Raw genomic sequence first — 25,077 nt, 5'->3', positions numbered from 1 at the left:
GGAATAGGGTCGCCAGCGTCGCAAGGCCGAGCCCGCCGACGATGACATAGCCGAGCGTCACGCGCGCTTCGGCCCCGGCCCCGGTCGAGAAGATCAGCGGCACGCCGCCGACGATCGTCGCGATCATCGTCATCAGCACCGGGCGCAGGCGGATGATGGACGCTTGCTCCACGGCCTCGCGCACGGACAAACCGTCCTCGCGCAGCTGATTGGCGAATTCCACGATCAGAATGCCGTTCTTCGCCATGATGCCGACCAGCAGCACCAAGCCGATCTGCGAGTAGAGGTTCAGGCTTTCGCCGAAAAAGCCCATGGAATAGATCGCGCAGGCGACGCCGAAGGGCACGGTGGCGATGATGATGAGGGCCGAGACGAAGCTTTCGAACTGCGCCGCCAGCACCAGAAACACCACGATGATGGCGAAGCCGAAGACGAGCGCGAGGCCGCTCGAGGTTTCCTGAAGCGTCGCCGCTTCCGCCAGTGGCACGAGGCGCATGGAGTCGCCGATCTTGCCGGCCGCGAAGCTCTGGAGATCCGCCCAACCTTCGCCGATCGAATAGCCCGGCCGAAGGTCGGCCGACAGCGCGACGGAACGCGACTGGTTCTCGCGCGCCAGCGAGGGCGCGATGGCCTCCTCCGTGACGCTTGCGATGGACGACATGGGAATGAAGCGTCCGTCGGTCGTCTTCACGAAGATATTGGAGAGGTCGCTCGGGTCGTTGATCGGGTGCGAGGTCGAGACGATGTGGATCGGTACCGAGCGATCCTCGACATAGGTCGTGCCGATCTCGCGCCCATCGAGAAGCGACTGCATGGCGGCCGACAGGCCGTTGATGTCGATGCCGAGGTCGGAGGCCTTCTGCCGGTCGATCGAAACTGAAAGCTGCGGCTGCGTCGTGTCGAAGGCGAGCTGCACGCGGCCCCAACGCCCGTCTTCGTTCATCGCCGCTTCCAGCGCCTCGGCCGTATCCGACAGCGCCTGATAGCTCGGGCCGGCCAACGCGAACTGAAGCCCGCGCCCGCCGCCGCGAATGCCGAGCGAGTTCGGCTGGATCGCGCGGGCCTGCACGCCCGGAATGTCGCGAAAGGCGCGGTTGAGTTCTGTGGCGATCTCCTGCTGCGTGCGCACGCGCGCGCCCCAGTCGGTCAGCGTCATCACCATGAAGGCGCCATTGCCGGTGCCCGTGCCGATGCGGGCATAGACGCTGGTCGCCTCGCCGCTTTCGACATAGGGCAGGACGATCTCTTCCACCTGTCGCATCTGCTCGTTCGTATAGTCGAGGCTGGCGCTCTGGGGGGCGGAAATGCTCATGAGCACGGTGCCCCGATCCTCCGCCGGCGTCAGCTGCTGCGGCAGGCCCGCGAAGACACCCAGCGCGCCAACGGCAAAGACGATGGACGCGGCGAGAACGGGGAGGGGATAGCGCAGGCAGAGGCGCAAGAGCGCGGCGTAAATGGCCGCGAAGCGGTTGCCCAGCGCGCTGAGACCGCGCTTGAGCGGCCCCGCCTTCCGCTCCTGGTCGGGCAGCATCGCGGCCGCCAGCATGGGGCAAAGCGTCAGCGCGATGAAAGCCGACAGGGTCACCGAAATGGCGAGAACGAAGCCGAACTCACGGAACAAACCGCCCGCCACGCCCGGCAGGAACGAGATGGGGATGAAGACGGCGGCGAGCGTCGCCGTGGTGGAGACCACCGCGAAAAAGACCTCGCGCGTGCCGATCACGGCGGCGGCCTTCACGCTCATGCCCCGGTCGCGCTGGCGGATGATGTTTTCCAGAACGATGATCGCATCGTCCACCACCATGCCGGTCGCCAGAACCAGCGCCAAAAGCGTGATGATGTTGACGGAAAAGCCGACAAGATAAATGCCCGCGACGACGCCGATCAGCGCGATCGGGATGGTCAGCGTCGGGATCAGCGTCGCGCGCGCATTCATCAGGAAGGCGTAGATGACGGCGACCACGATGACGATGGCGAGGATCAGCGTTAGCTCGACCTCGTGCAGCGAGCCGTTGATGAAGGTCGCCTCGTCCGAGGTGACGACGATGCGCGTCCCCTCGGCCAAGCTCGCGTTCAGCTCCGCCACGGCGGCGCGCACGCCCTCCGAAATGGCGATGGTAGAGGAGCCCGCCTGCCTGACGACATCGAGGCCGATGCCGGTTTGGCCGTTGACGCGCAGAAGCGAGGCTGCCTCGTCCGGGCCGAAGCGAATATTCGCGACATCACGAAGCCGCGTGTTGTCGTTGAGGAGGACCGCGCCGAAATCCTCGTGCGTGACGAGACTGGCGCTCGCGCGCACGACGAGGTTCTGCGTCGGCGATTCCAGCGAGCCCGCCGGCTGGTCGAAGGAGGCGTTGGTCAGCGCCGTCGAAACATCGGCCAGCGTCAGGCCGCGCGTCGCCAGTTCGTCCGGGCGGATATCGATATAAACGAGCTTTTCGCGGTCACCCGAGAGTTCGACATTGGCGACCCCTTCCACCGCTGCCACACGATCGGCGATCCGGTCGTTCACCAGCGTCGTCAGATCCTCGATCTTCATCGTGGAGGAAAGGATGGCGAGCCGCATGATGGCGTCGGCGTCGGCATCCGCCTTGACGATGCGCGCTTCGTCCGCATCCTCGGGTAGCGAATTGGCGATGCCGGCCACGGCGTCCCGCACGTCGCTCGCCGCGACATTGAGGTCGGTCGTGTCGGTAAATTCGATCGTCACCCGGCTTTGGCCGAAGCGGGATGAGGAAGAGATCGAGGCGATGCCAGGCACGCGGGCGACCGCGCTTTCGATCTCGTCCGTCAGCTGACGATCCACCACTTCGGGAGACGCGCCCTCGAAACGGGTCGTCACCGTGATGACCGGCCGATCGACATTGGGCAGCTCGCGGATTTCCACCGCGTTGAAAGCCGCCAGCCCCGCCACGATCAAAAGGAGATTGATGACGATCGTGAAAACGGGGCGCCGAATGAAGAGCGAGGTAAGGGCGGTCAGCCCGTCCATGCGCCCCTCGCTGGGGGGCGGCGCGCCAGGCTCGGCTCCTCCGCTCATCGGGCCAGCTCCGCGCGGCGGCCATTGGCCGGGTCGGCGGCGGCCGAGGGGATGGGGGCCGGCGCGTCGGTCGCGTCGGCGGGTACGGGTGCTTGAACCGGCTCGCGTACCCGCACGGGCAATCCGTCGCGGAGCTGTTGCAAGCCTTCGCGCACCACGGAGTCGCCGGCCTTCAGCGTATCGGACGCGACCAGCACCCGGTCCACATTGCGCTCGATAATGCTCACGGGCTTCTTCAGCGCCTTGTCGCTCGCAACTGTCCAGACATAAGGGCCAGCGCGCTCCCACTGGATGGAGAGCGGATCGACGGAGACGTAGTTCTGGCCGGGAAATTCCATGGATACGCTGAAGGACATGCCGGGTCGCAGAAGGTCCTCGCCATTGTCCACGACGGCCTCGGCGCGCAGCGTGCGGCTCGCCTCATTGATGCGGCTGTCGAGCGCCGAGAGACGGCCTTCGAAACTGCGGCCCGTGCGCGTCGTCGGTTCGACCGCGACCGGCTGACCCAATGCGAGTTGCGAAGCATAGGCTTCCGGCACGTTGAAGAGGATTTTCAGCGTCGTGCGGTCGTCCACCACGGCGATCTGGGTCGTGCTATCCACGAGATCGCCGATGTCGAGATCGAGGAGCCCGACGCGGCCGGAGATGGGAGCGACCACGTCCCGCTTGCGCAGCGCGATCTCGGCGGTTTGAAGGTCGAGCGCGGCGGCATCGCGCGCTCGGGCGACGTCATCCAGCTGAACGGAGGTGACGGCGGAGCCCGCCGCCAACGACCGGTAGCGTTTGAGCTGTTCTTCGGCAGCAGCCAGGGCGAGCTTGGCGCGGTCTACGGCGACCCGTTCGGCGTCGTTCTGAAGCACCGCCAGGGTCGTTCCCTCGCGGACTTCGTCGCCCGAGCCAAAGCCGATGCCGGCGACGATGCCGCCGGCATCCGGGCGAATGGCGACGGAGCGAATGGCCTCGCCTGTTCCGAGCGCACGCAGGCGATCCCGCGCCACCGCCGGACTGGCGGGATCGACCACGACAAGTTGGGCTGTCGAACCGCCTTGCGGTGCGCGCGTCGCGCCGGCCTTCTCGGTTTCCTCAGGGGAGATACGGGCGATCAGCGCTTTCGCCTGCTCTGGCAGCGGCATGCCGCTGGACAGGATCAAACGGCCAGGAAGCGGCGACAACATCATCCACACACCGAGCGCGGCGACGAGGACAACAAGGGTAACGACGATCTGCCGGAGAAAAGCCATGGGTGCCTTATGGGTGGGATCGGCGGTTGCATCCGCTTTTGCGATGCAAACTAGGCGATGGCGCGAAGGACCACTCTTTAAATTATGGTAAGTCTGGCTTAACGAGACCTGAACACGGCGATCAAACGGAGAAAGGCCCGCATATACGCGGGCCTTTCGATCTTTGTGCTAGCCTTTCACAAGGCGAACACGGTTTGGTTACTGAGCCTGCGTCGTGGCCGGAATGTCGCCCGGATTGCTCACGCGCATGTTGTCGCGATTCTGCGCGTAGGTGTCCCGGTTATATTCCGGGGCGTTGCGCAACTGGTCCTGCGTGAACTGCGTGGTCAGCGTAATCTTGCCGCCGGAGTCACGCATGAAGTTCAGATTGTCCATCGCGACGGCGACCGGCTTGGCGCCGATACCCAGGAAGCCGCCGACGTCCACGATCACCGCATCGACCTGACCCTGCGGCGTCAGAGCGATGTCACCGATCGAGCCAATCGTCTGATTGTCCGGGCCGTAGACACTCGTGCCCATCAGATTGTCAGCCGACAGCTCTGCTCCCGTCACCGGCGTACCGGTGTTCATCGCCCGCGTGCCGCCGGTGGAAGCGGTCGAGGTCGCGTCCGTCGTGTCGGTCGCCATGCCGGTCGAGGCCGTTCCGGCCGCCATGCCAGCCGTACCTGCGGCTGTTCCGGCGGCCATGCCGGTCGTGCCGGTGGCGGTCGTGTTGGTGTTCGCGGCCATCTGGTCCGCCTTGTCATCCTCGAAGGACGGGGCGTTCTTCAGCTGGTCGCGGCTCGCCGCGAGCATCGCATGAGGCTGGCCGTTCTCGCCACGGGTCATCGACACATTGTCGAAGGGAACGCCGACATCCTTCTCGCCGATGCCGAGGAAGCCGCCGACGCCGATCACGATGCCTTCGACCCGACCATTGGACGAAACGATGAGATTGTTGATGTCGCCGATGCGATCGGAGCTGGTGTTGGCGCCGCTATAGACGCTGTCGCCCACGAGGTTGGATGCCAGGAACTCTTCCGATCCGACGCTGGCGAGATAGCCTCCCTCAGCCGACGTGGCTGCTGCGATGGTCGTGGCAGGCTGCGTTGTGCTCGCGGCCATGTCGCTCTGAGGCGCCATGCCGCCCGCCGCCATATTGCCCGATGCCGTCGCGCCCGGCGCCATGGCGGTCGTGCCCGCGGTGCCGGTGCCCGTACCCATCGCCGCAGCGGTCTCGCTCGGCGTGGTGAAGGTCGGCGCGCCCATCAGTTGGTCGCGCGAGGCCGTCAGCACGGCGCGGGGCTCGTTGTTCTGACCCATCGTCCAGTTGATCTGGTTGAAGGGCACGGCGATCGTCTTGGACTGGTCGCCCAGATAGGAGCCCGTGTCGATGACGACGGCCTTCACCGTGCCGTCAGCGGCCACGATCAGGTTTTCGATCTCGCCGGCTTCCTGAGCATTGGCGTCAGCCGACGCGTAGACGTCCATATCCATCAGGTCGTCGGAGAGATACTGGTTCTCGCCAAGGCTCTGGATATAGGCGATGTCGGCCACGGCTGCGGTCTCACCAGCAGCGGGAGCGGCGGCCGTGGAGTTCTGGCCCTGCATGGCACCCGAGGTCATCCCCTGGTTGCTCATGGCCGGTTCGGTGGTCGTGGTCGGAGCGGCCGACTGGGCGAAGGCGCCCGTAGCAAGAACGCTGGCGATAGCGGTTGTCGCGAGGAGCTTGCGAACCATTCGTGTTCTCCCTGGAATTCCCTACTGGGAAGCTCGAGTGGCGCCTCTTGCGCCACCTTTCGGATTGTTTAACCGCCGGAGCAAAACTCGGTTCCGACCGAATTCGAAAACGCCTTCGTGATAACCGGCCTCAAGCGAAGGCGATCACGCCGAAGAAAAGCAGAAGCAAAAAGCCCACGAGCACGATCAGGATCAGGATCTTGGCAATGCCGGCAGACGCGCCTGCCACGCCGCGAAACCCGAGAAGGCTGGCAATTGCAGCGACGACGAGAAGAATGACAATCCATTCGAGCATGGGGAACGCCTTCACTGAGATGGGCTGCGCCGATCGCGGCCGTGTGTCGCAGAACGGTTCGCGCAACAGCGAGTTCCGGCTTGCCTCGATCTCGGATGGCGTGCTCTCGCGCTTTTTTGACCGCGCTCCATATGCTGCCGGGATCATCATTCAAAACCGGAGCTTGTCGACCCTATGAAGGTTCACGCCATCCTGAATCGCGGGGGAGGGACGCTGCGAACAATGGACCTCGACGTCCTGTCCGCGTTGATCGTCGATGAGTTCAAGCTGCACGGGCATGAGATCGACATCGATATTCTGACCGGTGACGAACTGATCGATCGTATCCGCGCCAACGCCCGGCGCAACGACCTGGACGTTCTCATGGTGGGCGGTGGAGACGGCACGGTGTCGGCCGCTGCCGCAGCCGTCGCGGGAACGCCCGTGTCGCTTGGGGTTCTGCCGGCCGGCACGATGAACCTGTTCGCCCGGTCGCTGGATATTCCCATGGAACTCGAACAGGCCGTTCGCGCACTCGCGAACGGGCGGATCGTCGAGGTCGACATTGCGGCCGTGAATGGCGAACACTTCATCCACCAGTTCGCCGTCGGTCTCCATGCCCGCATGGTGCGCACGCGCGACAAGCTCGACTATGGCTCCAAGGTCGGAAAGATGTGGGCGAGCGTCAAGGCGATCGTTTCCGCCACGCAGAGCCTGCCACTAGTGGACCTGGAAATCGTCATAGACGGCAAGCGGGAGTCGATCCGAACGCCGGCTGTCGCCATCTCGAACAACATCTACGGGGAAGGGCATCTGCCCTTCGCGGACGACCCACAGGCCGGCAAGCTCGGCGTCTATCTCATGCGCTCCACCGATCGGGTGGCCATGCTGAAGATGACGATGGACATGATGCGGGGAGCCTGGAAGGCCAACAAGGATTTGACCGTGACGGAAGCGGATTCCATCCGCATCGTCTATGGCGGCCGCAAGACCGTGAAGCGCGCCGTGATGGATGGCGAGTTGAAAGATTTGGCGCGCGTGTCCGACGTGACGATGCACCGCCGGGGGCTAAAAGTCCTCGTGCCTGAGGATAGCAAGCTGCCATAACTTGAAGCGGCAGGGCCTCACTGCCCTGCCGCTTGATACTCTCTCAGCGAAGCTCGGTCGAAAAATCATCCGGCGCGCGCGCATCACTGCGGCTGTCGGGGTCCATGCCGACGGATTCCGGTTCGCCATAGGCATGACCGCCATCGGCCAACATGGCAATGGCGTCACGGATCTGCATTTCCAGCGGCTCGAACTCGCTGCCGCGATCGATGTCTGACCGCGTGTCGATTTCCCCAGCTAGGGCCGCGAGATGAGCCTGCTTTTCCTCCAATGTCATGGCAGGATTGTTCAAGATATCGTCGATGTCGTCCTGCGTCACAGGTTGGGAGATACCCGGCCGATCATCGTCGGCCCCGACCTCCGTGTTGAAACCCGTAACGCTGCGGTCGAAACGCCTGATGTCACTCATGGTCATACTCCCGTTGTCTTCGCAGAACGCCTGAAAGGCAGGGAGAGTTGCCTCCGGTGGCACGCGAGCGTGAGTTGGAAATGAAAAAGCCCGGCACGGTGCCGGGCTTGATGTCGTGTATCTCCGCCTGTGCAGCGGTGTCCGGTCAGCTTACTACTGGCTGGAGCCGCTCGGCGTTGCCACGCTGTTATTGGCCTGCGATGGCGAGACCGTGGAACTGGTCGTCTCGGTCGATGTCGCGGGCGCTGCGCTCACGTCGGAATTCTGAACGCCGTTGATGTTCTGATCCGGCAGTACGCTGCCATAGATGCCGAGCCCCGCGAAAACGACCAGAGCCAGCGCTAGACCTCCGAGCAGCACATAAAGAACCGGGCGTCCGGTTCGCCCCTGCCGCGCCTTATTGGTATTCAGTTCGGCCATGTTCTTCTCCCGTGGATTTACTTCGTGATGAAGGAATTCGCGGATGGAAAGAACGATCCGTCATCTCTGATGAAAAAGAGCGGAGCGCTCTCGCGCCCCGCCCTCAAACCGATCAATATCGATCGCGATAGCCCCGGAGGGCCATAAAGAGGCCCCAGATGGAAGCCAAGCCGATCGGCACGAGAAGCACCGATTTGCGACGGCGCACCAAGCCGAAGATCGTCGGCAAGTTCGAGATGGCCGCCACGCTGGCGATCGAAGCCACGTCCCGCTGGACACGATCACGAGCCCGCTGCTGCGGGACGCGTCGCGCCATTAGGAGCACGACATACATGATCGCGATGCCGATCAAGCAGACGACACCGAAGCCGATGGATGTCTGAACATGACCGAAGCGGAACGCGAGCCAAGTAAACAAGGCGTTCAGCAAAAAACCGATCGCCCCGAGCGCCAGAATGGCCATCACGATATAGATGGTCATCGCCGTTCGAAGGCGCGCCAGGTAGATCGACGCCTCGCCGGTGAAGAGTTTGGCGATAAGCGGCCCGATCATCTAAAGAGGCGAGCGTAGACGTAGCCCACGGCAGCCGCGATCAGAACGCTCTTGATCGGCTCGGCTCGCACGCGCTCGGTGATCTGCTCTTCGAACTCGCCGGCCGTTTCCTGCGCCTGACGCAGATAACGCTCGCCGCGATCGCGAACTTCGTCGCGAATGGCGAAGGCTTGGGAGCGCGCATCGTCGGCGCGGCCGTTGGCGATGGTCTTCAGCGTCTCGACAACCTGCGCGACGTCTTCGCGAAGCTGGGCTACCTGCGACTCCAGATCGCCCTCCGCCTTGCGCGCTTCCGCGTTGCCGGACTGAGAAAAATCGGAAGGCGTACTATCGGACATGATGCATTCCTCTTGTGGACGAAAAACCAACAAAACTCGCTGAGCCGTTGCAGCGCTTGGGCCGTGCTGGAAATCCACTTCGCGCCCAAACGGTTCCTTGGCCGGGTACGAAAAACGGATCGCGGCGACCCGAAAATTCAGTCGATCAGGCCGCCGGCGCGATGCCGATGATCTGCGACGAGATGGAGTCCGGCCCGAACTCGCCATCGCCCTCAATCCCGAGAAGATCGGCCATGCGAGTGCGCGCGCGAGACACGCGGCTCTTGATCGTTCCCACCGCGCATTTGCAGATTTCGGCCGCTTCCTCGTAGGAAAATCCGGACGCGCCGATCAGGATCAGGGCTTCACGCTGATCGTCCGGAAGCTGGTCCAGCGCCTTACGGAAATCCTGAAGGTCGAGATGGCCTTGCTGCTCAGGGTGGCCTGCCAATTGCATCGCGTGGATACCATCCACATCCTGCACTTCGCGGCCCTTCTTGCGCATCTGCGTGTAGAATTCGTTGCGCAGGATCGTGAACAGCCACGCCTTGAGGTTCGTGCCCGGCTGAAACGTATGCTGCTTGTCCCACGCCTTGACGAGCGTTTCTTGGACGAGATCGTCGGCACGGTCGAACGAACCGGCCAGAGACGCGGCGAACGCGCGCAAGTTGGGGATGATAGCAATCAGTTCACGGCGAAAGTCCGGTTCCTGGCCCATATCGGATCAACCCTGCTTGGGTGTCTTGGATGCGGATTCCGCGGCGTCGAGCGCATCCAGAAGGGAGAGAAAGCGATCGGGAACAGGCTCGCTGGCGACATCGTCGTAATAAGCCTTCAGCCGCTTCGCGATGGCCGAGCTCGAACCCAGATCGGCCGAACCGCCGGGCGCGGGCGCGTCGTCCGATCGAAGCTCGGCATCCTCTCTGTTGTCGCGATCTTCCATTCGTCTTCGTGCCCTTGTCATGCTGGTCGGCGTCGTCGCTAGCCGCATCGTCATGAGAGCTACATGTGGGAGCGTTCCAACTTCTCAAGCCCGAACCCCGTTGCCCGTTCTCAAATATTCCGGAGGCGCACTGGCGTTTCGTGAACCATGAACTAACTAGCGGTAGGCTTGCATCGAAGCGGTTCGTCAGGGCTAGGCTTCCAATGCGGCGCTCAAGTCCTCGCTTGCGCGAGATTGAACCTGTTCCACTCCGGCCTTTCGCCGGTCTTTAGTGAGTCACGAGGGGAATTCCATGTCGATGTCCTCGCGCATAGCGCCGCACATTCCTTATCTTCGGCGGTACGCTCGCGCGCTCAGCGGTTCGCAGACGTCTGGCGATGCCTATGTGGCCGCCGTTCTGGAGGCGTTGATCGCCGAACCCAGCCTGTTCGACACGCAGGAAAGCCCCCGCATTTCGCTCTACAAGCTCTTCTCCTCGCTCTGGCAGTCGCTGGAAGTGAACGTTCGGGAGGATGCGCCCGTTTCCGCCTGGGAGGAGAAGGCCTCCCGCAATCTCCGTGGCATCTCGCCCTTGCCGCGTCAGGCTTTCCTTCTGGTGGCTGTCGAAGGCTTCACTACGGAAGAGGCCGCAACGATTCTCGGCGTCGGCGATGGCGATTTCTCCGAGCTGATCGATCAGGCGAGTTCCGATATCGGGCGTCAGGTCTCGACCAACATCATGATCATCGAGGACGAGCCTCTGATCGCGATGGATATCGAGCAGATGGTCGAGAGCCTGGGCCATGGCGTGACCGGCATCGCCCGCACGCACAAGGAGGCCATCGCTCTGTTCGAACAGCAGAAGCCGGGGATGGTTCTGGCCGACATCCAGCTGGCCGACGGCTCCTCGGGCATCGATGCGGTCAACGAGATCCTGTCGAAGGTCTCGGTGCCGGTGATCTTTATCACAGCCTTCCCTGAGCGGCTGCTCACGGGCGAGCGGCCTGAGCCGACTTTCCTCGTCACCAAGCCGTTCAACCCCGATATGGTCAAGGCCCTGATCAGTCAGGCCCTGTTCTTCGAAACGGAACGCGAGGCAGCTTAATCCGCTTTGAGCGATTCGAATGGTTGGTCGGTCGCGCTGCCTCGACGGCGTGGCCTAGCCGCCATTGCGCGCTGAGAACCCGAAGAGCATTCAACTCGTGGCGTGAATCATGGGCTCTTGTAACATGCGAGCGCAGCCGATGCGAACGGTGGGCGAGCTTTCGGATGACGCTCGCTCGACCTTTCCATCCGAACAGGGAACCGAACAGACGGCAGACAGGTTCTCCCGCCAATGGTTTGGCAAGGTAGGGTGTTACAGGGAATATGGTCTGCGCGGCGGAAGCAGAGGGCGCCGGGCATATGAGGACTCCGGCAAGGAACATATCCTAGACTCAGCGCGGGCGTGGACGCCCTTGCCCTCGGACAAGAGCAACGCGACATGGTAGCCTACAAGGCGCTGAGAGCTTTGGCGAACACGGATATGACCCTGTTCGCTCAGGATCGAGAACTTCGCTATCTCTGGCTTTTCAATGCGGAAGGCTCCTGGCTCTCGTCAGCCCATAATGGCGACACCGATTACGATTTCATGCCGGGCGCCGCAGCCGAGAAGTCCGTCTCCATCAAGCAGGATATTCTGCGCACCCAGAAGCCCGCGCGGTTCGAGCTACCTATCCTGAGCGGCGAGTCGATGCGCTGGTTCGACATTCGTGTCGATGTGGACCGGGACGATTCGGGCGAAATCATCGGTATCATCGGAACGTCGCTGGAAATCACCGAGCAGAAGCGCCGGGAAGACACGCTGAAAACCCTGTTGCGTGAAGTCTCTCATCGCTCCAAGAATTTATTGGCGATCATTCAGAGCCTCGCCAGCCAGACGGCGCGTCATTCGCTGACGGTTCCGGAATTTCTGATCCGTTTTCGCGGCCGCATCCAGTCGCTGTCCTCCTCTCAGGACATCGTGACCGATACGGATTGGCGAGGGGCGGACCTGTTCGGCTTGATCACGCTTCAGGTGGAACGCTACGCGCCCGATGGGATGGACCAGATCCAGTTCGACGGGGTCGATGTGTATCTGTCCCCCACGGCCGCCCTGCATGTGGGCCTCGCCCTGCATGAACTTGCCGTCAATGCGGCCTCCTACGGAAGCCTTTCGGTGCCCGGTGGCCGAGTTGCGATCCGCTCCCGTCTCGACATCAAAAATGGGTTGACGCAGCTTTTGCTGGAATGGGAGGAATCGAAAGGGCCTCGGGTTAGGGTCGATCACGATCCGCGCTTCGGGACCTCGACCTTGGAGAGGATCGTACCCAACTCCGTTGGCGGCGATGCGGAGCTCGACTATCGGCCGGATGGTTTGCAATACAGATTGCGTATACCCTCCAACCAGTTCGAGATCATCGCCGGCTCCTGACCTCTTAGGTATGTTTCGGTTTCGTCGGTCGCTGGAGACGCGAAGGCGATGAAAGTCCGCCTGAAAACGCAGGAACCGGGACCTGTCCAAATCGTTAAAATGGCGAAAGGATTTCGCCATGGAACAGATCGCTGCCATCCTGCTCATCGTGGGCTGCAATGCCGAGATGTCGAGCTGCAGGGAGGTTCCGCTGCCGGAGCCGATCCAGGCTAGTCTGTCCGAATGCGAAATGGCCCGCCCGTTGGCCATGCGAATGGCGGGAGCGGGCGAGCCCAAGATTTTCTCCACCTGCGTGCCCGTCTCGTCTGGCCACAACCCGCGTTCTGTCTCGCTCGCATGGGCTCTGACGCGCGGAGGTGATCTGGCGGTGGAACTGGGTGAGCCCAAAAATCTCGTCGCGGCTCGCTGAACCCCGCCCTAGTCGAATGTTGGCTGGGTGCTATAACGCAACTAGGGACACCTGAATGGAGAAGGCTTTCCGATGAAGTCCATGATTCTCGCCGCCGTTGCGGCAAGCACCCTTGCCTTGAGCGGTTGCCAGTCGGTCGATCGCAATGTGGCGATCCCGGCGGGTATCGGTGCCCTCGGTGGTGCGGCGATCGGTGCGGGTATCACCGGCAATGCGCGGGGCGCGCTGATCGGTGCGGCGGTCGGCGGCGCGGGCGGTGCTCTTGTCGGCGCCGCCACCAATCGTCCCGGCCAGTGCGTGTACCGCGACGGTCGCGGCCAGCGTTATTACGCCGACTGCCCGGCCGGCTACTGAAAGCCCGACTGATGTGAAGACGAGGCCGCCGTTTCTCACGGCGGCCTTATTTCGTTGGGGGTGACGAATGCGAATGCCGACCCGAAACCGTCAAATCGAGGCTTTACGTCGCGTTTCCTTGTTAACCCTTGGGTTGGGAGCGGCCATGGCTGTAGCGGGATGCAGGTCCGACATCCTGCCCGCTGTGTTCGGACTGGGTGAGGGCGGAATATCGGCCTATGCACCGGGTACGCTGCCGACCATCACGGCGCATGAAGGCGACAAGCTGATCGGACAATCGGCGAGCGAGACCGGACGCTGTATCTATCAGAACGATGTCGGAAATCGGTTTCGCGCAGACTGCCCGCCGGGATACAAGCCCTGACAGTCAAGGTTTTGCTCTCGCCTGCTTTGTCCGTGCCTCCTTCACCAATCGAACGAAGGCATGGCGATATCCTTCCGGTTCGACCACCGCCTGCGCAAAGTCGATCCGCACCAGATCGCCTGTGTCCGAGATCGCTTCGAATCCGAGCGGATCGAGTGTTGCGATTTGCCAGCTTGTTTGATCCGTCGTTCGCTGAGATGCGATGAGCTGCGACAGGCTGTCGGCGTGATCCTCGTTCATATGGCGGATGACAGCGCCCTCCCGAGCTTCCATCTCGGGCGACGGATCGCGACAGAGATCCGCGCGGTCCAGCCGATGGGCGCGAGCGAAGCCGGCATTCAACAGCCCGTCCACGATCGTCAGACTGTAGAAGGCGAAATCCGCGAAATCGGCATACAGCGCCGCTTCAGGCAGCCGCGCGAGATAGCGTGCGCGTGCCCTTGCTTCGTCGGCGCCCGGAACCAGCCGGACAACATGGCCTCGCAGCGTCAAGCGTGGCAGCCGCAGCCCATCGCCGGGTGCGGTGTGGCCGACGAGAAGGGACGCTCGCGGATGGCTGGCAAGCGCGCGGCTGTGTTCCGACAGGTTCGAAAGAAGAAGCCCCACATCTCCCGAGGGTAACGTCGAGAGAGCGACGCGCGTGGCGAGCGGCTGTCCATCGGGCATCGTCACCGTGGCCAGCGCGGCATGGCGGCTCTCGCCCAGAAGACGACGCGCCAGCGCCCGGGCCGCGTCATCCGGTTTCAGATAGGGTGCGCGTTCGGACAATGTCGGCTCCGGGTCTTCGCTCATTTTCGCCTCCGTGCGGGAGCCGGCCTCCCCATTTCTCGCCAGATGGACTATCTCACCAAGATGGGAAGCGCGACCGTCCGTTCCGGCCGCTGCGCCTGCTGATGACGGAGCCTGTATGTCCGACGCCCTCAAAACCCGAATCCTCGATGTCCTGCGTTCTCTTCCCGCTCCGGACGGGGGGGCGGATGTCGTGTCGCGGGACATGGTGTCGGACATCTTCGTCGCCGATCGAAAGGCCTTCTTTTCGCTGAGCGTCGCGGCGAGCGATGCGGAACGGTTCGAAGGCTTTCGCCAGGAGGCCGAGCGGCGCGTTGCGGAGGTCGAGGGTATCGACACCGCGATGGTCGCGCTGACAGCCGAGCGAAAGGGCGGTGGCATGGCCGCGCGCCCGGCTCCGGCGCGGCCGCCGCAGCCTGCCGCGCCGCATCCCCATCATCATCCCCGCCCTCGCCAGGGTGGTGCGGCCATGCCGGCGCCCCCTGCCGCTCCTCGCCCAGTGCGCCCCGATATTCCAGGCATTCGCCGCATCGTGGCGGTCGCGAGCGGCAAGGGCGGTGTCGGCAAGTCCACGACGGCTGTCAATCTGGCGCTGGCCTTCTTGGCGCTCGGCATGAAGGTCGGTCTGCTGGACGCCGATATTTACGGGCCGTCCGTGCCGCGTCTTCTGCATTTGTCCGGCAAGCCCGAAACACGCAACGGCCGCACCATGGTGCCGCTGGAGGCCTACGGGCTGAAGGCCATGTCGATGGGTTTTCTCGTGGAAGAGGAAACGCCAATGATCTGGCGCGGGCCGATGGTCATGTCGGCGCTGACGCAGATGCTGCGCGAAGTCGAGTGGGGCGATCTCGACATGCTGGTGGTGGACATGCCGCCCGGCACGGGCGACGCCCAGCTCACCATGGCGCAGTCCGTGCCGCTGGCCGGCGCGGTGATCGTGTCCACGCCGCAGGATCTGGCGCTGATCGACGCGCGAAAGGGTCTCGCGATGTTTCGGAAAGTCGAGGTACCCGTTCTCGGAATCGTCGAGAATATGAGTTATTTCGTCGCGCCGGACACGGGGAAGCGATACGATATTTTCGGCCATGGCGGCGCGAGAGCCGAAGCCGAGCGGTTGGGCGTGCCGTTTTTGGGTGAAGTGCCTTTGGAAATGGTGATTCGCGAAAGCTCTGATGCCGGTCGTCCCGTGGTCGCCGGCGATCCGACCGGACCCCATGCGCAGGTCTATCGCGACATCGCGGCGCGGGTTCTGGCTTCGATCGAGGGCGTTTCGGGCACCACTTTGAAGGCGCCCACGATCGTTTTTGAGTGAATGGTCAGACTATAGACTTGCGCGAAGCTGGATTTGTGGTCTCCATGCGGGCTCCCGGTGGCAATGGCGCCGCCTCGACGTTCATGGAGAACGCATTGATGACATTGGCGAAGAAGCTGTTGGCCGCAACGGCGATCGTTCTGGCTCTCGGATCGGCCGCCTCGGCCAAGACCTTCGTCTTCTGTTCGGAAGGCTCGCCGGAAGGATTCGACCCCGGCCTCTATACCGGCGGCCAGACGTTCGACGCTTCTGCCCATCCGGTCTACAACCGTTTGGCCGAGTTCAAGAAGGGTACGACCGAGACCGAGCCGGGCCTTGCGGAAAGCTGGACCGTCTCCGAGGATGGACTCCAGTATACGTTCAAGTTGCGCCCGGGCGTGAAATTCCATTCGAGCGACACGTTTACGCCGACGCGTGACATGAATGCGGACGATGTCGTTTTCTCGTTCGATCGGCAGGGCAATCCGAAGAATCCCTGGCACCAGTATGTCCCCGGCGCCGCTTGGGAATACTACGCTTCGATGTCGATGCCCGACATCGTGAAGTCCATCGAGAAGGTCGATGATCTCACGGTCCGCTTCACGCTGAACAAGCCCTATGCGCCGTTCATCGCGAATGTCGCCATGCCCTTCGCTTCGATCGTGTCGAAGGAATATGCCGACAAGCTGGCCGCCGCCGGCAATCAGGCTCAGTTCAACCAGCAGCCGATCGGGACGGGTCCCTTCCGTTTCGTTGCCTACCAGCCTGACGCCGTCGTTCGTTTCCAGGCCTTTGCCGACTATTGGGGCGGCAAGCAGCCCATCGACGATCTCGTCTTCGCCATCACCAAGGACGCCTCGGTCCGGCAGCAGCGCCTCTTGGCGAACGAATGCCAGCTGATGGCCTATCCGAATCCGGCGGACGTGCCGGCACTCCAGTCAAATTCCGATCTGAAAGTGTCGGAGCAGGAAGGCCTGAATATCGGCTTTCTGGCCTACAACACGCAGCAGGCTCCTTTCGACAAGCCGGAAGTGCGTCGGGCCCTGAACATGGCGATCGACAAGGACGCCATCATTCAGGCCGTTTATCAGGGCGCTGGTCAGAAGGCCAAGGCTCCGATTCCGCCCACGATGTGGAGCTACAATAACGCCCTGAAGGACGACGTCTACGATCCGGAAGCGGCAAAGAAGGCGCTGGAAGCCGCAGGCGTCAAAGATCTCTCGATGAAGATCTGGGCCATGCCGGTGTCTCGCCCTTACAACCCGAACGCTTCCCGCATGGCCGAGCTGATCCAGTCGGATTTTGCCAAGGTTGGCGTCAAGGCCGAGATCGTCACCTACGAGTGGGGCGAGTATCTCGAGCGCTCCAAGGCCAAGGATCGTGATGGCGCCGTGCTCCTCGGGTGGACGGGCGACAATGGCGACCCGGACAACTTCCTGGCGGTGCTGCTGGGCTGTGACGCCGTGGGCGGCGCCAATCGCGCGCAGTTCTGCAATCAGGACTTCGAGAAGCTGATCCAGGAAGCCAAGACCGTCTCCAAGCAGGAAGACCGTGCCAAGCTTTACGAGCAGGCGCAGGTCGTCTTCAAGGAGCAGGCGCCTTGGGCCACAATCGCCAACTCGGTGGTCTATGTGCCGATGCGCTCGAACGTGGTCGGCTTCGTTCAGAGCCCGCTCGGCGACTACACGTTCGACGGCGTCGATCTGAAGGACTAAGCACGACCCGACGTGCGGAACCCATGGGGGCGGCGCGCAGCCGCCCCTTTTCCTTTTGGTCAAAAATCTGCTTTATGCAGCCAATTCAAACCGATGCGGTGACGCGCGCCCGCTGAACCGTGTAGAGCGCCCCCATGTTTCGCTTTCTTCTGGCTCGTCTCGGCATTCTCGTGCCGACCTTTCTGGGCGTCGCTCTCGTCGCCTTTTCCTTTATCCGGCTTCTGCCCGGCGACCCTGTCACATTGATGGCGGGTGAGCGGGGCGTCAGCCCGGAACGCCACGCGCAGCTGACGGCTGCACTCGGCTACGATCAGCCTCTGCCGATCCAGTTCATGCACTATATCACGCAGCTGTTTCATGGCGATTTCGGCACATCCATCGTGACGCGCCGACCGGTCCTGACCGAGTTTCTGACGCTCTTTCCGGCCACGGTGGAATTGTCGCTCGTCGCGATCTTCCTGGCGGTGCTGATCGGCGTTCCGGCTGGTGTGTTTGCCGCCGTCAAACGCGGCTCTTGGCTCGATCAGACGATCATGGGCACGGCGCTGGTCGGCTATTCCATGCCGATCTTCTGGTGGGGCCTTCTCCTCATCATCTTCTTTTCCGGCACGCTCGGCTGGACGCCCGTTTCGGGCCGCATCTCGCTGATGTATTTCTTCCCGCAGGTGACGGGCTTCATGCTGGTGGACAGTCTCCTGTCCGGCCAGAAGGGTGCTTTCAGTTCAGCGCTCAGCCATCTGATCCTGCCGAGCATCGTGCTCGCCACCATTCCGCTCGCCGTGATTGCGCGTCAGACGCGGTCGGCCATGCTGGAAGTTCTCAGCGAAGATTATGTGCGCACCGCGCGCGCCAAGGGTCTGAAGCCCAATCGCGTCATCGGCATTCATGCCCTGCGCAATGCGCTGATTCCGGTGATCACGACGATCGGCCTGCAGATCGGCGTCATGATGGCGGGCGCGATCCTGACCGAATCGATCTTCTCCTGGCCCGGCATCGGAAAATGGATGGTCGATAGCGTGTTCCGTCGCGACTATCCGGTGGTGCAGGGAGGTCTCCTCCTGATCGCACTCGTGGTGATGGTCGTCAATCTCGTGGTCGATCTTCTCTACGGCCTCATCAACCCCCGCGTCCGCGCGCGATAAGGAGAGGCTCTGATGTCCCATATCGAAGCTCAGGAAGCGGAAGCCGGCATCGGCTCCAACATGCCCGATCGCATTCCGCCGGCCAGCGGCCGGGGGCAGATGCTGCGCGAATTCTGGTACTATTTCTCGGTCAATCGCGGCGCGGTGGCAGGCCTCGTCGTCTTCACCGTGATCGTGCTCCTTGCCATCCTCGCGCCGGTTCTCGCGCCGCATGACCCGACAGCGCAGAACCGCGCGGCGCTGCTCGTGCCCCCGGTCTGGCAGCAGGGCGGGCAGGCGGCCTACCTGCTGGGCACCGACGCGGTCGGCCGTGACGTCCTGTCCCGCCTTCTGTTCGGCGCGCAATATTCGCTCTTCATCGGCGTCGTGGTCGTGGTTCTCGCCGTCTCGACGGGCGTCGTGGTCGGCCTCGTCGCCGGCTACTTCCGCGGCTGGGTGGACACGGTCATCATGCGCGTGATGGACGTGATCCTGGCCTTTCCCTCGCTGCTTCTCGCCCTCGTGCTGGTCGCCATTCTCGGCCCCGGCCTCACCAATGCGATGATCGCCATCGCGCTGGTGCTGCAGCCGCATTTCGTGCGTCTGACACGCGCTTCGGTCATGGCCGAGAAGGAGCGGGAATATGTGGTGGCGGCGCGGGTCGTGGGCGCAGGGCCGATGCGCCTCATGTTCAAGACGATCCTGCCGAACTGCCTCGGCCCTCTCATTGTGCAGGCGACGCTCTCCTTCTCCAGTGCCATTCTGGACGCGGCGGCGCTCGGCTTTCTCGGTCTCGGCGCGCAGCCTCCAACGCCTGAATGGGGCACGATGCTGGCCGAAGCGCGCGAGTTCGTGCTGCGCGCCTGGTGGGTCGTGACCCTGCCGGGGCTTGCCATCCTGATCACGGTTCTGGCGATCAATCTCGTGGGCGATGGTCTGCGCGATGCGCTCGACCCGAAGATGCGCCGGAGCTGATTCCATGTCGCTTCTCGAAATCCGCAATCTCACCGTCAGCTTCGACACCGCCTCCGGCCCCTTCAAGGCCGTGGACGGGATCGACCTTTATGTCGACAAGGGCGAGGTGCTCGCCATTGTCGGCGAGTCGGGCTCGGGCAAGTCGGTCGGCATGTTGGCGACCATGGGCCTTCTGCCCAAGACCGCGACCGTCACGGCCGATCGAATGCTCTTCGATGGGCGCGACATGCGCGCCATCTCGGGCCGCGAACGTCGCCAGCTCATCGGGCGCGACATCTCGATGATCTTTCAGGAGCCGATGGCGAGCCTGAACCCGTGCTTCACGGTCGGCTTCCAGCTCACCGAGACCTTGCGCTTCCACCTCGGCCTCGGCCGGGCGGAGCGCAAGCGGCGGGCGATCGAGCTTCTGGAGGCGGTCGGCATTCCCGACCCCGCCTCGCGCCTTTCGGTATTCCCGCATCAGATGTCGGGCGGGCAGTGCCAACGCGTGATGATCGCCATGGCGATTGCCTGCAATCCGAAGCTCCTGATCGCGGACGAGCCGACCACCGCGCTCGACGTGACCATTCAGAAGCAGATCCTGGACCTTCTGGTCGGTCTTCAGCGAGAGCACGCGATGGGACTCATCATGATCACCCACGACATGGGCGTCGTTGCCGAAACAGCGCACCGCGTCGTGGTGCAGTACAAGGGCCGCAAGATGGAAGAGGCGGACGTCTTATCGCTGTTCGAGGCGCCCAAGCACCCCTATACGCGCGCGCTTCTTTCGGCCCTGCCGGAGAATGCGACGGGCGATCGTCTGCCGACCGTCGCCGATGCCATGGCGCTGGAGGGAATGCGATGAGCGCGGTTCTTGAAGCGCGCGGCCTCAAGCGCGACTATCACGTCGCGCGCGGCCTTTTCGCCCCGGCCAAGACGGTACAGGCCGTCAAGGGCGTCAGCTTTCAGGTGGAGCGCGGCAAGACGCTGGCGATCGTTGGCGAATCGGGCTGCGGCAAGTCCACGTTGGCGCGCATCCTCACGCTGATCGACGCGCCGACGGCGGGCGAGCTCTTCATCGACGGCCAGAAGATGGACGTGACGAAGGGCGTGACGGCCGACATGCGCCGCAAGGTGCAGATCGTCTTCCAGAATCCCTATGGCTCGCTCAATCCGCGCCAGAAGATCGGCGACGTGCTGACCGAGCCCCTGGCTCTCAACACCCCGCTTTCGGCGGCCGAGCGGCGCGAGAAAGCCATGGCGATGCTGGTCAAGGTCGGCCTCGGCCCCGAGCACTTCAATCGCTATCCGCACATGTTCTCCGGCGGCCAGCGCCAGCGCGTTGCCATCGCGCGGGCGCTGATGCTGAACCCGAGCCTTCTCGTTCTGGACGAGCCGGTCTCGGCGCTCGACCTGTCGGTGCAGGCGCAGATCCTGAACCTTCTGGCCGATCTGCAGGACGAGCTGGGTCTTACCTACGTCTTCATCAGCCACGATCTCTCGGTCGTGCGCTACATCGCCGACAAGGTGATGGTGATGTATTACGGCGAGGTGGTGGAATACGGCTCGCGTGACGAGGTCTTCGCCGCGCCGAGCCACGATTACACGCGCAAGCTCTTCGCCTCGACGCCGCGCGCCGATGTCGAAAGCATTCGCGCCCGCATGGCCGCACGCAACGCCTCGGCCGCGTGAGCATAGGCCGCCGCCCTTGGGCGGCGGCTTTCAGACGGGCAGGGCCGTCGTGCTCTTGATCTCTTCCATCACCGCATAGGTGTGCGTCTCGCGGATGCCGGGAAGCTCCAGCAGCGCCTGCGCCAGAAAGGCGCGATAGGCCGCCATGTCCTTGACGCGCGCCTTCAGGAGATAGTCGAAGCCGCCGGCCACCATGTGGCATTCCATGATGTCCGAATTGGCCTTCGCGGCGCGGCCGAACTCGGTGAACACGTCCTCGCTCGTTCGATCGAGCTTCACTTCCACGAAGACGATCAACCCCCGATCGAGCTTCTCGGGCGAGAGACGGGCGTGATGGCCGAGGATGAACCCATCTTCCGTCAGCCGCTTGACGCGCGCGGCGGCGGCGGTCGGCGACAGATGAACCCGTGTGGCCAGGTCCACCGTGGAAAGCCGCGCATCGGCCTGCAGCTCACGAAGAATCTTCCGGTCCTTTTCGTCCAGCTCCGCGTTTTCCAATGCCCTGAACCTCTCGCGCATCCGTTTCCATCGTTCGAAAGCATATAAACGCCGGGAACGAAAGTTGCGATTCTGGTATGTTCCCGCTCGATCCTGTCCCGCCCCTGGAGCCCGCGCTTTCGATGAGCCTCGCCCCCTTTTCCGCCCCCTATGCCCCGAGCGATCGCGAGGCGGTCGCCGCGCTGTTGAAAGCCGCCGAGGCGCTCGGCGCCGATGACGAGAAGGTCAAGGCGCGCGCGCGCAGCTTCATCGAAAGCATCCGCTCGCGCTCCGGCGGCATCGGTGCGGTGGAAGACTTCATGCGCGAGTTCGGCCTGTCCACGCGCGAGGGTCTGGCACTGATGGTTCTGGCCGAAGCGCTCTTGCGCGTGCCCGATACGGAAACGCAGGACCGGCTGATCGAGGACAAGATCGGCGCTGGCGACTGGGCCAATCGCGAGCCCATCGTCGATCAGAAGATGATGGCGGCCTCCGCCTGGGCGCTCGGCCTGTCGGCCCGTATCATCCGCCCGCACGAAACGCCCTCGGGCATCGTGCAGTCTTTGGTGAAGCGCGTCGGCGCGCCGGCCGTGCGCACCGCCACCCGTCAGGCCATGCGCTTTCTCGGCCGGCAGTTCGTGCTTGGCGAGACGATCGAAGACGCGCTTGAGCGCGCGCGCGGCCTCGAGAAGAAGGGCTATCGCTACTCCTACGACATGCTGGGCGAGGGCGCGCGCACGAAGCGCGACGCCGAGCGCTATTTCAAATCCTACGCGGATGCGATCGAGGCGATCGGTCGCAAGGCCGGCAACAAGGCGCTGCCGGAGCGACCGGGCATCTCCGTCAAGCTTTCGGCGCTGCATCCGCGCTACCATCCGACCCATCGCGAGACGGTGCTGCGGGAACTGGTTCCGCTGGTGGTGGATCTCGCCAACCGCGCGCGTTCCTATGATCTGAACTTCACGATCGACGCCGAGGAAGCGGAGCGTCTGGAGCTTTCGGTCGATGTGATCGAGGCCGTGATCGCGCAGGTGAAGTTCGACGGCTGGATCGGCTTTGGTCTGGCGATCCAGGCCTATGGCAAGCGCGTGGTGCCGCTGATCCGCCATCTCGACGCCCTGGCCGAGAAGGCTGGCATCCGCATGATGGTGCGCCTCGTGAAGGGTGCCTATTGGGACACCGAGATCAAGCAGGCGCAGGAAAAGGGCTTGGCCGGCTTCCCGGTCTATACGGTGAAGCCCGCGACGGACCTGTCCTACCTTCAGGCGGCGAGCGAGTTGCTCCAACGCCGCGCGCGCCTCTACCCGCAGTTCGCCACCCACAACGCGCTGACCGTCGCCAATATTCTGGAGATGGCCGGGCCGGACCTGGATGGCTTCGAGTTCCAGCGCCTGCATGGCATGGGCGAGTCGCTCCACGAGGCGCTACGCGACGACACCAAGGGCAAGGTCTCCTGCCGCATCTACGCGCCGGTCGGCGGCTATAGCGACCTTCTCGCCTATCTCGTGCGCCGTCTTCTGGAAAACGGCGCCAACTCGTCCTTCGTCGCCAAGGTCGGCGATACCAAGGTGCCGGTGGACGAACTCCTGACCCATCCGCGCGACATGCTTCAGGCCGGCCGCACGACGCATGGCGGGGTCGTCGTTCCGACCGAACTCTTCGGCCTGCGCAAGAATTCCAAGGGCACGGAGTTCGGCGACCGGTGGGCACTGGCCGCGCTGGTGAAGGCGCGCGACGGCGCGAAGATCTCCGCCCTTGCCGCCGATCCGGCCAAGGGCCTGGCGACGCGCGAGCCGCTCGACATCCGCTCGCCTGTGGATGGGCAGGTGGTCGGCACCAGCCGCTTCCTCACCAAGGAAGGCGCGAGCGCGCTGATGGAGCGCGCCAGGGCGAGCGTGCGCGCCGCGGAAGCCGTGCCGGCAGCCCAGCGCGCCGCGCAGCTTCGCCGCATGGCCGATCTCCTGGAAGAGCGGGAAGGGGAGTTCCTGCAGCTTCTGACCCGCGAGGCCGGCAAGACGCTGGATGACGGGATCGCAGAAATCCGCGAAGCCGTCGATTTCTGCCGCTTCTATGCGGCGGAAGCCGAGCGGATGCTGGTGCAGCCTCTCGCTCTGCCGGGACCGACGGGCGAGGAGAACCGACTGATCTACCGCTCGCGCGGCGTCGCCGTCTGCATCTCACCCTGGAACTTCCCGCTCGCAATCTTCCTGGGCCAGGTCGCGGCGGCGCTGGCCGGCGGCAATGTCGTGATCGCAAAGCCGGCCGAGCAGACGCCCCTCATCGCCAAGCGGGCGGTCGATCTCTTGCACGAGGCCGGTTTCGGCACGGATGTCGTCCATCTCGCGCCGGGCGATGGCGAGGCGGGCGCGGCGCTTGTCGCCCATCCCGCTACCGCGCTCGTCGCCTTCACCGGCTCCACCGAGACGGCCTTTGCGATCAATCGTTCGCTCGCCGCGCGCAACGCGCCGATCGCACCGCTGATCGCCGAAACGGGCGGCCTCAACGCCATGATCGTGGATGCGACCGCCCTGCCGGAGCAGGTGGCCGACGATGTGGTGCGCTCGGCCTTTCGCTCGGCTGGCCAGCGCTGCTCGGCGCTGCGGCTTCTTTTCGTGCAAGCCGATGTCGCGGACCGGATGCTCGCCATGATCGAGGGCGCGGCGGCCGAGCTTGATATCGGCGACCCCGCCCATCTCGAAACCGATGTCGGCCCGGTCATCGACGCGGCGCAGGCCGAGATGCTGACCGGGCATGTCGCCGAGATGCGTTCCAAGCAGAATGTCCGCTTCGAAGGCCAGCTTCCCGCCAGTCTGCCGGCGGCCGGCCACTACGTCGCGCCGACCATCATCGAGCTGGACCGCGCCGAGGCGCTGACGCGCGAGGTCTTCGGGCCGGTGCTTCATGTCGTCCGCTGGAAGGCGGGCGAGTTGGAGAAGGTCTGCGACGCAGTGGATGCGACGGGCTTCGGTCTGACGCTCGGCGTTCACTCGCGCATCGACGAGACGATCCGCTTCGTGAAGGAGCGCCTGACGGTCGGCAATGTCTATGTGAACCGGAACATGATCGGCGCCATCGTCGGCTCGCAGCCCTTCGGCGGCTCGGGTCTGTCAGGCACCGGGCCGAAGGCCGGCGGGCCGAACTATCTCGCCCGCTTCGTGCGCGAGCAGGTCATCTCCACCAACACGGCGGCGGCGGGCGGCAATGCCAGCCTGATCGCATCGGGCGGGGATTAAGAGCACCTAACAAAAATCTCTCGGGGTCGGCTGGTCGGGCCTTTTCGTCATGGTCTTCGTCGCGAATGCTCGCCGATGCTTCCGGCATCGACTGCGCTTCGCTTCTCGTCCATGAGCGAAAATCCTTCGACCATCCTCCGCCCGGAGATTTTGTTAGGCGCTCTAAGCGCCCGTGCGCTTGCGCCCGGCGCCGCCCCTCGTATGGTGGCGCCGGGCCCGATGGG

At 63.8% G+C, this 25,077-nt stretch carries 25 protein-coding genes; 13 read left to right on the top strand and 12 right to left on the bottom strand.

Going from position 1 to position 25,077, the window contains the following annotated elements; translation table 11 throughout:
* The 4 genes from AUL36_RS07370 to AUL36_RS23180 form a co-directional block, all read right to left on the bottom strand.
* On the bottom strand, window positions 1–3,040 hold a 3,040-nt coding region (locus AUL36_RS07370; protein ID WP_062219390.1), incomplete at its 3' end, for an efflux RND transporter permease subunit.
* Window positions 3,037–4,281, bottom strand: a complete 1,245-nt coding sequence (locus tag AUL36_RS07365) for an efflux RND transporter periplasmic adaptor subunit (protein WP_062219364.1) — start codon at window positions 4,279–4,281, stop codon at window positions 3,037–3,039. The genes AUL36_RS07365 and AUL36_RS07370, both read right to left, overlap by 4 nt.
* Before the next feature lie 198 nt (window positions 4,282–4,479).
* Window positions 4,480–6,000 (bottom strand): PRC-barrel domain-containing protein, encoded by a 1,521-nt coding sequence (locus AUL36_RS07360; RefSeq protein WP_062219362.1) that lies wholly within the window; start codon window positions 5,998–6,000, stop codon window positions 4,480–4,482.
* A gap of 130 nt (window positions 6,001–6,130) precedes the next feature.
* Window positions 6,131–6,295, bottom strand: coding sequence for a DUF1328 domain-containing protein (locus AUL36_RS23180; RefSeq protein WP_082640304.1), 165 nt, complete (start codon window positions 6,293–6,295; stop codon window positions 6,131–6,133).
* A 174-nt stretch (window positions 6,296–6,469) separates the two neighbouring features.
* On the opposite strand from AUL36_RS23180, the gene AUL36_RS07350 reads away from it, so the two are divergent.
* Window positions 6,470–7,381 carry a diacylglycerol/lipid kinase family protein gene (locus AUL36_RS07350; RefSeq protein ID WP_062219360.1) on the top strand — a complete coding sequence of 304 codons (912 nt, stop codon included), beginning with the start codon at window positions 6,470–6,472 and terminating at the stop codon, window positions 7,379–7,381.
* 43 nt (window positions 7,382–7,424) lie between these two features.
* On the opposite strand, the gene AUL36_RS07345 is transcribed toward AUL36_RS07350, so the two are convergent.
* The 6 genes from AUL36_RS07345 to AUL36_RS07320 form a co-directional block, all read right to left on the bottom strand.
* On the bottom strand, window positions 7,425–7,796 hold the full coding sequence (locus AUL36_RS07345; protein ID WP_244497065.1) for a hypothetical protein: 372 nt from the start codon (window positions 7,794–7,796) through the stop codon (window positions 7,425–7,427).
* A 147-nt stretch (window positions 7,797–7,943) separates the two neighbouring features.
* Window positions 7,944–8,210, bottom strand: coding sequence for a hypothetical protein (locus tag AUL36_RS07340; protein WP_058602586.1), 267 nt, complete (start codon window positions 8,208–8,210; stop codon window positions 7,944–7,946).
* 112 nt (window positions 8,211–8,322) lie between these two features.
* Complete coding sequence (locus tag AUL36_RS07335; RefSeq protein ID WP_058602587.1) at window positions 8,323–8,763, bottom strand: hypothetical protein; 441 nt, start codon at window positions 8,761–8,763, stop codon at window positions 8,323–8,325.
* On the bottom strand, window positions 8,760–9,101 hold the full coding sequence (locus tag AUL36_RS07330; protein WP_058602588.1) for a DUF883 family protein: 342 nt from the start codon (window positions 9,099–9,101) through the stop codon (window positions 8,760–8,762). The genes AUL36_RS07335 and AUL36_RS07330 overlap by 4 nt, the downstream gene beginning before the upstream one ends.
* Window positions 9,102–9,246: 145 nt before the next feature.
* On the bottom strand, window positions 9,247–9,798 hold the full coding sequence (locus AUL36_RS07325; protein ID WP_058636925.1) for a sigma-70 family RNA polymerase sigma factor: 552 nt from the start codon (window positions 9,796–9,798) through the stop codon (window positions 9,247–9,249).
* Between the two features lie 6 nt (window positions 9,799–9,804).
* The gene (locus AUL36_RS07320) at window positions 9,805–10,023 is read right to left on the bottom strand and encodes a NepR family anti-sigma factor (protein ID WP_058636924.1); all 219 of its coding nucleotides are present in this window, start codon (window positions 10,021–10,023) and stop codon (window positions 9,805–9,807) included.
* 292 nt (window positions 10,024–10,315) lie between these two features.
* Between AUL36_RS07320 and AUL36_RS07315 the strand changes: the two genes are divergently transcribed.
* From AUL36_RS07315 to AUL36_RS23710, 5 genes are all read left to right on the top strand, one after another.
* Window positions 10,316–11,107, top strand: coding sequence for a response regulator (locus tag AUL36_RS07315; RefSeq protein WP_058636923.1), 792 nt, complete (start codon window positions 10,316–10,318; stop codon window positions 11,105–11,107).
* Window positions 11,108–11,485: 378 nt separating this feature from the next.
* Complete coding sequence (locus AUL36_RS07310) at window positions 11,486–12,454, top strand: sensor histidine kinase (RefSeq protein WP_062219359.1); 969 nt, start codon at window positions 11,486–11,488, stop codon at window positions 12,452–12,454.
* 118 nt (window positions 12,455–12,572) lie between these two features.
* Entirely contained in the window at window positions 12,573–12,863 is a 291-nt protein-coding gene (locus AUL36_RS07305; RefSeq protein ID WP_062219357.1) for a hypothetical protein, read from the top strand.
* A 72-nt stretch (window positions 12,864–12,935) separates the two neighbouring features.
* Window positions 12,936–13,217 (top strand): glycine zipper domain-containing protein, encoded by a 282-nt coding sequence (locus AUL36_RS07300; RefSeq protein WP_058601805.1) that lies wholly within the window; start codon window positions 12,936–12,938, stop codon window positions 13,215–13,217.
* Between the two features lie 145 nt (window positions 13,218–13,362).
* Window positions 13,363–13,581: a hypothetical protein gene (locus tag AUL36_RS23710; RefSeq protein ID WP_156418301.1), complete on the top strand. Its 219-nt coding sequence runs from the start codon at window positions 13,363–13,365 to the stop codon at window positions 13,579–13,581.
* 3 nt (window positions 13,582–13,584) lie between these two features.
* On the opposite strand, the gene AUL36_RS07295 is transcribed toward AUL36_RS23710, so the two are convergent.
* Entirely contained in the window at window positions 13,585–14,577 is a 993-nt protein-coding gene (locus tag AUL36_RS07295) for a HugZ family pyridoxamine 5'-phosphate oxidase (protein WP_244497064.1), read from the bottom strand.
* Here AUL36_RS07295 and AUL36_RS07290 point away from each other — a divergent pair.
* The 6 genes from AUL36_RS07290 to AUL36_RS07265 all read left to right on the top strand — a co-directional run bounded on the left by AUL36_RS07290 (window position 14,489) and on the right by AUL36_RS07265 (window position 21,143).
* Window positions 14,489–15,682, top strand: coding sequence for an Mrp/NBP35 family ATP-binding protein (locus tag AUL36_RS07290; RefSeq protein WP_062219353.1), 1,194 nt, complete (start codon window positions 14,489–14,491; stop codon window positions 15,680–15,682). The two genes, AUL36_RS07295 and AUL36_RS07290, sit on opposite strands and share 89 nt — an antisense overlap.
* Window positions 15,683–15,780: 98 nt before the next feature.
* Window positions 15,781–17,376, top strand: a complete 1,596-nt coding sequence (locus AUL36_RS07285; protein ID WP_062219388.1) for an ABC transporter substrate-binding protein — start codon at window positions 15,781–15,783, stop codon at window positions 17,374–17,376.
* Window positions 17,377–17,510: 134 nt separating this feature from the next.
* Window positions 17,511–18,518, top strand: a complete 1,008-nt coding sequence (locus AUL36_RS07280) for an ABC transporter permease subunit (protein ID WP_062219351.1) — start codon at window positions 17,511–17,513, stop codon at window positions 18,516–18,518.
* 60 nt (window positions 18,519–18,578) lie between these two features.
* The gene (locus tag AUL36_RS07275) at window positions 18,579–19,472 is read left to right on the top strand and encodes an ABC transporter permease subunit (protein ID WP_062219386.1); all 894 of its coding nucleotides are present in this window, start codon (window positions 18,579–18,581) and stop codon (window positions 19,470–19,472) included.
* Between the two features lie 4 nt (window positions 19,473–19,476).
* A complete protein-coding gene (locus AUL36_RS07270) occupies window positions 19,477–20,316 on the top strand; it encodes an ABC transporter ATP-binding protein (RefSeq protein WP_082655688.1) in 840 nt (279 codons plus the stop codon).
* Window positions 20,313–21,143 carry a dipeptide ABC transporter ATP-binding protein gene (locus AUL36_RS07265; RefSeq protein ID WP_062219349.1) on the top strand — a complete coding sequence of 277 codons (831 nt, stop codon included), beginning with the start codon at window positions 20,313–20,315 and terminating at the stop codon, window positions 21,141–21,143. Before AUL36_RS07270 ends, AUL36_RS07265 begins: the two co-directional genes overlap by 4 nt.
* Before the next feature lie 30 nt (window positions 21,144–21,173).
* Here AUL36_RS07265 and AUL36_RS07260 read toward each other — a convergent pair whose 3' ends face one another.
* Window positions 21,174–21,662, bottom strand: coding sequence for an Lrp/AsnC ligand binding domain-containing protein (locus AUL36_RS07260; protein WP_062219347.1), 489 nt, complete (start codon window positions 21,660–21,662; stop codon window positions 21,174–21,176).
* A gap of 101 nt (window positions 21,663–21,763) precedes the next feature.
* On the opposite strand from AUL36_RS07260, the gene putA reads away from it, so the two are divergent.
* Window positions 21,764–24,853 (top strand): bifunctional proline dehydrogenase/L-glutamate gamma-semialdehyde dehydrogenase PutA, encoded by a 3,090-nt coding sequence (gene putA, locus AUL36_RS07255; RefSeq protein ID WP_062219384.1) that lies wholly within the window; start codon window positions 21,764–21,766, stop codon window positions 24,851–24,853.
* Window positions 24,854–25,077: the final 224 nt, after the last annotated feature.

It is taken from the genome of Aureimonas sp. D3 (genome assembly GCF_001463805.1).
Classification (GTDB): domain Bacteria; phylum Pseudomonadota; class Alphaproteobacteria; order Rhizobiales; family Rhizobiaceae; genus Aureimonas; species Aureimonas ureilytica_A.
This window is presented reverse-complemented; position numbering and strand designations above follow the sequence as displayed.

Excerpts from the sequence above, each read along its gene's own strand:
- AUL36_RS07365 (WP_062219364.1), bottom strand. The coding sequence starts at position 4,281 with ATGGCTTTTCTCCGGCAGATCGTCGTTACCCTTGTTGTCCTCGTCGCC.
- AUL36_RS07360 (WP_062219362.1), bottom strand. The coding sequence starts at position 6,000 with ATGGTTCGCAAGCTCCTCGCGACAACCGCTATCGCCAGCGTTCTTGCT.
- AUL36_RS23180 (WP_082640304.1), bottom strand. The coding sequence starts at position 6,295 with ATGCTCGAATGGATTGTCATTCTTCTCGTCGTCGCTGCAATTGCCAGC.
- AUL36_RS07350 (WP_062219360.1), top strand. The coding sequence starts at position 6,470 with ATGAAGGTTCACGCCATCCTGAATCGCGGGGGAGGGACGCTGCGAACA.
- AUL36_RS07345 (WP_244497065.1), bottom strand. The coding sequence starts at position 7,796 with ATGACCATGAGTGACATCAGGCGTTTCGACCGCAGCGTTACGGGTTTC.
- AUL36_RS07340 (WP_058602586.1), bottom strand. The coding sequence starts at position 8,210 with ATGGCCGAACTGAATACCAATAAGGCGCGGCAGGGGCGAACCGGACGC.
- AUL36_RS07335 (WP_058602587.1), bottom strand. The coding sequence starts at position 8,763 with ATGATCGGGCCGCTTATCGCCAAACTCTTCACCGGCGAGGCGTCGATC.
- AUL36_RS07330 (WP_058602588.1), bottom strand. The coding sequence starts at position 9,101 with ATGTCCGATAGTACGCCTTCCGATTTTTCTCAGTCCGGCAACGCGGAA.
- AUL36_RS07325 (WP_058636925.1), bottom strand. The coding sequence starts at position 9,798 with ATGGGCCAGGAACCGGACTTTCGCCGTGAACTGATTGCTATCATCCCC.
- AUL36_RS07320 (WP_058636924.1), bottom strand. The coding sequence starts at position 10,023 with ATGGAAGATCGCGACAACAGAGAGGATGCCGAGCTTCGATCGGACGAC.
- AUL36_RS07315 (WP_058636923.1), top strand. The coding sequence starts at position 10,316 with ATGTCGATGTCCTCGCGCATAGCGCCGCACATTCCTTATCTTCGGCGG.
- AUL36_RS07310 (WP_062219359.1), top strand. The coding sequence starts at position 11,486 with ATGGTAGCCTACAAGGCGCTGAGAGCTTTGGCGAACACGGATATGACC.
- AUL36_RS07305 (WP_062219357.1), top strand. The coding sequence starts at position 12,573 with ATGGAACAGATCGCTGCCATCCTGCTCATCGTGGGCTGCAATGCCGAG.
- AUL36_RS07300 (WP_058601805.1), top strand. The coding sequence starts at position 12,936 with ATGAAGTCCATGATTCTCGCCGCCGTTGCGGCAAGCACCCTTGCCTTG.
- AUL36_RS23710 (WP_156418301.1), top strand. The coding sequence starts at position 13,363 with ATGGCTGTAGCGGGATGCAGGTCCGACATCCTGCCCGCTGTGTTCGGA.
- AUL36_RS07290 (WP_062219353.1), top strand. The coding sequence starts at position 14,489 with ATGTCCGACGCCCTCAAAACCCGAATCCTCGATGTCCTGCGTTCTCTT.
- AUL36_RS07295 (WP_244497064.1), bottom strand. The coding sequence starts at position 14,577 with ATGTCCCGCGACACGACATCCGCCCCCCCGTCCGGAGCGGGAAGAGAA.
- AUL36_RS07285 (WP_062219388.1), top strand. The coding sequence starts at position 15,781 with ATGACATTGGCGAAGAAGCTGTTGGCCGCAACGGCGATCGTTCTGGCT.
- AUL36_RS07280 (WP_062219351.1), top strand. The coding sequence starts at position 17,511 with ATGTTTCGCTTTCTTCTGGCTCGTCTCGGCATTCTCGTGCCGACCTTT.
- AUL36_RS07275 (WP_062219386.1), top strand. The coding sequence starts at position 18,579 with ATGCCCGATCGCATTCCGCCGGCCAGCGGCCGGGGGCAGATGCTGCGC.
- AUL36_RS07270 (WP_082655688.1), top strand. The coding sequence starts at position 19,477 with ATGTCGCTTCTCGAAATCCGCAATCTCACCGTCAGCTTCGACACCGCC.
- AUL36_RS07265 (WP_062219349.1), top strand. The coding sequence starts at position 20,313 with ATGAGCGCGGTTCTTGAAGCGCGCGGCCTCAAGCGCGACTATCACGTC.
- AUL36_RS07260 (WP_062219347.1), bottom strand. The coding sequence starts at position 21,662 with ATGCGCGAGAGGTTCAGGGCATTGGAAAACGCGGAGCTGGACGAAAAG.
- putA (WP_062219384.1), top strand. The coding sequence starts at position 21,764 with ATGAGCCTCGCCCCCTTTTCCGCCCCCTATGCCCCGAGCGATCGCGAG.